The organism is Streptomyces sp. NPDC004647 (genome assembly GCF_040609575.1).
Lineage (GTDB): Bacteria > Actinomycetota > Actinomycetes > Streptomycetales > Streptomycetaceae > Streptomyces.
Window position 1 is genome coordinate 1 of the sequence record NZ_JBEXKU010000168.1, and the last position, 4,666, is coordinate 4,666.

2 protein-coding genes and 2 pseudogenes are annotated in these 4,666 nt (G+C 66.3%); 1 reads left to right on the forward strand and 3 read right to left on the reverse strand.

Annotation, left to right across the window (positions count from 1 at the left end; all coding sequences use genetic code 11):
• Positions 1–314: 314 nt before the first annotated feature.
• From ABZW18_RS34200 to ABZW18_RS34210, 3 genes and pseudogenes are all read right to left on the reverse strand, one after another.
• Positions 315–2,573: a CAP domain-containing protein gene (locus tag ABZW18_RS34200; RefSeq protein ID WP_356195279.1), complete on the reverse strand. Its 2,259-nt coding sequence runs from the start codon at positions 2,571–2,573 to the stop codon at positions 315–317.
• 317 nt (positions 2,574–2,890) lie between these two features.
• Positions 2,891–3,307 (reverse strand): transposase, encoded by a 417-nt coding sequence (locus ABZW18_RS34205; RefSeq protein WP_356195281.1) that lies wholly within the window; start codon positions 3,305–3,307, stop codon positions 2,891–2,893.
• Positions 3,308–3,632: 325 nt separating this feature from the next.
• A pseudogene (locus ABZW18_RS34210) lies at positions 3,633–3,905 on the reverse strand (helix-turn-helix domain-containing protein); the annotation flags it as partial.
• A gap of 203 nt (positions 3,906–4,108) precedes the next feature.
• On the opposite strand from ABZW18_RS34210, the pseudogene ABZW18_RS34215 reads away from it, so the two are divergent.
• Positions 4,109–4,562, forward strand: a pseudogene (locus ABZW18_RS34215) (IS5 family transposase); the annotation flags it as partial.
• Between the last annotated feature and the right edge of the window lie 104 nt (positions 4,563–4,666).

Here is a 4,666-nt window from a genome sequence, read left to right on the forward strand (position 1 = left end):
CCTCAACGCATTCCAGATCGCCTTCGAGGGCCGGCTCACCCCGGCCAACAGCTGAACCTCAACAACCAAGATCAGCCGTTAAATTGACACACCCGCGGTGCGCACCCGGGCTGTGATGCATACCCGGGGGTGTGCCCTGTTCCCTGCGGTCCGCAGGCCAGCACCCGGGCCAACCCGTCTGTGGGATCCCCTGGACCCGTAGATTGGTCAACCGAAGAAGTCCTGCGTGATGCAAATAGGGCCGCCCGCGCCTCTGGCAAAACCCACACCGATGAACCTGTACGAGCAGTGAGCGGAGGACTGACGTAACCGAATCATCTCGTGCCCACGTCCAGTGTCCAGTAATGTTGAATCTCAGTGCTGTCCGGCGGTCGGGCCTCATGGTGGTAACCCACGCCAGCGTCCTGGGCCGTGCAGTTGAGGATGAGATTGCGGTGCGCCCAGTGCCAGGCCGCATCCCTTTGCATCCAGTACTCCACCGCCTGAGCAGGACTGGGAGCAGGCTCGGGCTGCCCCCACTGGAAGAAGACGTTCTCCGCTCGATAAGAACGATAACCCGCAAGGTCCATGGGCTCGCCGCTCTCCCATACTAGTTTGCCGTTAGGCCCTCGATGCATGTTCAAGTCGGACAAGAGTTGGTCGCGGGGAACGGCAGACATGTCTTTGCTATGAGCATGCGCGATATCCCTCAGCTGCTGGGAAAATTGGAAGGGGTTAGAGCACCTGTCCAGCTTGGCTTCTCCATTAGGATCTGGTTCAAGAGGGGGATACAAATGCGGGTTCATCCGTGCGTGGTTGACCAGAGCGAAGAGCTGCAGCTCCAGCGGACTCGGCGTGGGGCTGCCGGCTGAGGTGATCCGTCCGATCTTGCCGCCGAAATACTCGGTGAACCACAGGTTCCCATCCGGCCCGGCCGTGATCCCGAACGGATGGCTACCCGCGGTGGGCAGGGGATATTCGGTGACGGCTCCCGCCGGGTTGATCTGCCCGATCCGGTTACCGGTGGCCTCGGTGAACCACAGGTTCCCGTCCGGCCCGGCCGCAATGCCGTAGGGCCAGCTGTTCGGGGTGGGCAGGGGGTATTCGGTGATGGCCCCGGCCGGGGTGATCCGCCCGATCCGGTTACCGCTGTTCTCGGTGAACCACAGGTCCCCATCCGGCCTGGCCGCGATGCTGGTCGGCCCGCTGTTCGGGGTGGGCAGGAGGTATTCGGTGACCGCTCCCGCCGGGGTGATCCGCCCGATCCGGTTACCAATAGGCTCGGTGAACCACAGGTTCCCGTCCGGCCCGGCCGCAATAGCGTACGGGAAGCTGTCCGGGTTGGGCAGGAGGTATTCGGTGATGGCCCCGGCCGGGGTGATCCGCCCGATCCGATTACCGTAGACGAACTCGGTGAACCACAGGTTCCCGTCCGGCCCGGCCGCAATAGCGTACGGGAAGCGCTCGTAGCTGGGGAGGGGGTATTCGGTGACGGCCCCGGCCGGGGTAATCCGCCCGATCTTGCTAACCCAGTACTCGGTGAACCACAGGTTCCCGTCCGGCCCGGCCGTGATCCCGAACGGGTAACTACCCGCGGTGGGCAGGGGGTATTCGGTGATGGCCCCACGCGGGGTGATCCGCCCGATCCGGTTACCCATGTACTCGGTGAACCACAGGTTGCCATCGGGCCCGGCCGCGATCCCAAGCGGGTGGCTGTTCAGGACGGGCAGGGGGTATTCGGTGATGGCCCCACCCGGGGTGATCCGCCCGATCTTGCCGCCGTACTCGGTGAACCACAGGTTTCCATCGGGCCCGGCCGCGATGTTGGTCGGCCCGCTGCCCGGGGTGGGCAGGGGGTATTCGGTGATGGCCCCGGCCGGGGTGATCCGCCCGATCCGGTTACCGGTGGCCTCGGTGAACCACAGGTTGCCATCGGGCCCGGCCGCGATCCCGGATGGCCCGCTGTCTGGGCTGGGCAGGGGGTATTCGGTGATGGCCCCGGCCGGGGTGATCCGCCCGATCTTGCCGCTGTTCTCGGTGAACCACAGGTTCCCGTCCGGCCCGGCCGCAATAACGTAGGGCCAGCTGTCCGGGGTGGGCAGCGGGTATTCGGTGATGGCCCCGGCCGGGGTGATCCGCCCGATCCGGTTACCGGTGGCCTCGGTGAACCACAGGTTGCCATCCGGTCCGGCCGCGATGTCCCAGGGGAAGCTGTTCGGGCTGGGGATGGGGTGTTCGGTGATGGCCCCGGCCGGGGTGATCCGCCCGATCTTGCCGCTGTCGTACTCGGTGAACCACAGGTTGCCATCGGGCCCGGCCGCGATCCCGGATGGCCCACAGTCCGGGGTGGGCAGCGGGTGTTCGGTGATGGCCCCGGCCGGGGTGATCCGCCCGATCTTGCCGCTGTCGTACTCGGTGAACCACAGGTTGCCATCGGGCCCGGCCGCAATGGCCCAGGGGTAGGGGAAGCTGCCGGGGGTGAGCAGGGGGTATTCAGTGACGGCCCCGGGGGCGGCTCGGACCGGCACGTCGGCCAGGAGTGGGCTCAGCAGGCGACCTCGACGAAGGCCGTGCGGGGTGAGGGGTGTAGGCATGGCGGAACCTCATCGGCGTCTTATGTGGGTTGATGCTCGGGCTATCTGACCTGTTCGTCCACTTGGGTTCGACCGATCATGAGCAGGATCTGGGCACTCTTCACCTTTCGCATTACTCGCAGGTAAAGACTTCTCTGATACGCCAAGTGGGCGACTGTGGGGAAAATGCCCTCGAACCATCCGGACTCCTGTTAGTGCTGGATTCCTCAAAGGCAGTACACATATCGGCGGCGTAGTCGTCTGGTGGGTGGCGCTGGCCTGCCCCAGATCCACGGTCTGGCACGCGCGTTGAGCTGGGTTGTTACCAGGCGCGTGACCTAGTCGATCTCGTCTGGGCCGGCGAAGGACTGGCCGGCCAGGGCGGTCTTGCGGAAGATCCGCCACCAGCCCTCCTGCAGGTTCAGCCAGCACGCGCCGACCGGGATGAACGCGTGCTGAATCCGAGGATGATCCTCCAGCCAGGTCCGGGTGGACAGGCTGTTGTGGGAGGAGAGGTTGTCGGTGACGATCCAGATCTCGCCGGTCGGGTTGGCGTCCTCGACCTGTTGCAGGAACTGCTGGTAGAAGGCGCTGTTGCGGGAGGACGCGGTCATGGTGATCTCCTGGCCGTCCCGCACGCGCAGGCCACCGTAGACCCAGGTCTTCTCCGGCCCGCGGCTGTAGTCGATCTCGGACTTGATCCGGTGCCCGTCTGGCGACCAGCCCGGTGCGGGTGGGAAGGCGCGGGGGATCACCGGCCCGAGCTCGTCGGCGCAGATGACCGTCGCACCGTCCGGCGGGTGGGTATCGAGGCCGATGATCCGCGTCCTTTTGGGGCGAACTCCGGATCTCTGGAGCGGGCCCAGGAACGGGTGCGGCGCCAGCGGACGCCTTCGGCCAGCAGGATCCTGCGCACCTGGGACCGGCCGATCTGAATGCCCTCGGCCTGGGCGGTTGCGGCCAGCGCGTCCAGCGTCCACTCCGCCGGCCCCGACTCGTCGGCCGCCCACACTCGCCGTAAGGCTGCATCTCCAACCTCCCGGGCGGGGTCATCTTGACCAGGGCGATGATCCGGGACCGCTCGGCCTCGGTGATCCGCCGCTTGCGGCCCTGACCGCCCAGATCCTCCAGCCCGTCCAGGCCGGAGCGGTTGAAGCGGTGCAACCAGCGGCGCACGGTCTTCTGGCTGCAGCTCAGCTCGTCCGCGATCGCCGGCACGCGCCGTCCCGCCCAGCTCAGCTCGATGATCTGGGCCCGCATCACCACATTCCGGGGGGCCTTGCGGGCTCGCGACAGCCGATGGATGACCGCCTGCTCGTCCTCGTCACGGCCTGGCGGTGCCCGTAACACCATGACCCAGCACCCGCCCCCGTGCACCCGAACCGCCCCGCCACCAGGAGGTATACCCAGTGAAAGGGGAATCCAGCACTAGCGCCGCCCACTCCACTCCCCTGCCGCACTACGCCGAAGGGCGCCACCGGACATCACCGGCGGCGCCCTTCGGAGCTCCACGCGACGCGCGGTCTCCGCCGTGTCCGGCTGGATCGCCTCCAGACCTGACGGGTCCGAATCCTGTCGATCGGGGCAAGTTCGGATCGAAGATCCACTTGATCACCGAGCGGACCGGCCTGCCCCTGTCTGTCGGAATCTCGGGGGCGAACCTGCACGATAGTCAGGCCCTGATTCCCCTGGTGGAAGGTATACCGCCGATCCGCTCCCGCCGGGGGCGCCGACGACACAAACCGAGCAAGCTCCACGCCGACAAGGGCTACGACTACTCTCACCTGCGGCAATGGTTACGCCAGCGCGGTATCAAACACCGCATCGCCCGCAGGGGAATCGAGTCCTCGCAGCGACTGGGCCGCCACCGCTGGACCGTCGAACGCACGATGGCCTGGGCTCGCCGGCTGCCGCCGCCTCCACCGACGCTACGAGCGCAAAGCCGAGCACTTCCTAGCCTTCACCAGCATCGCCTGCACCCTCATCTGCTACCGCAGACTCACCAAATGAGATGACTTCTAAAAGAGCGTTTTGTCCCGGCGGAAGTGTTTGGTTCGAGGTTCAGGTGTCGCGCCAGTTCGGGGTGGATTCTCGGGTGAGTCGTCGGCTTATGA

What these genes read in the sequence shown, in the direction of transcription:
- ABZW18_RS34200 (WP_356195279.1), bottom strand. Translation starts at nt 2,573, where the DNA reads ATGCCTACACCCCTCACCCCGCACGGCCTTCGTCGAGGTCGCCTGCTG.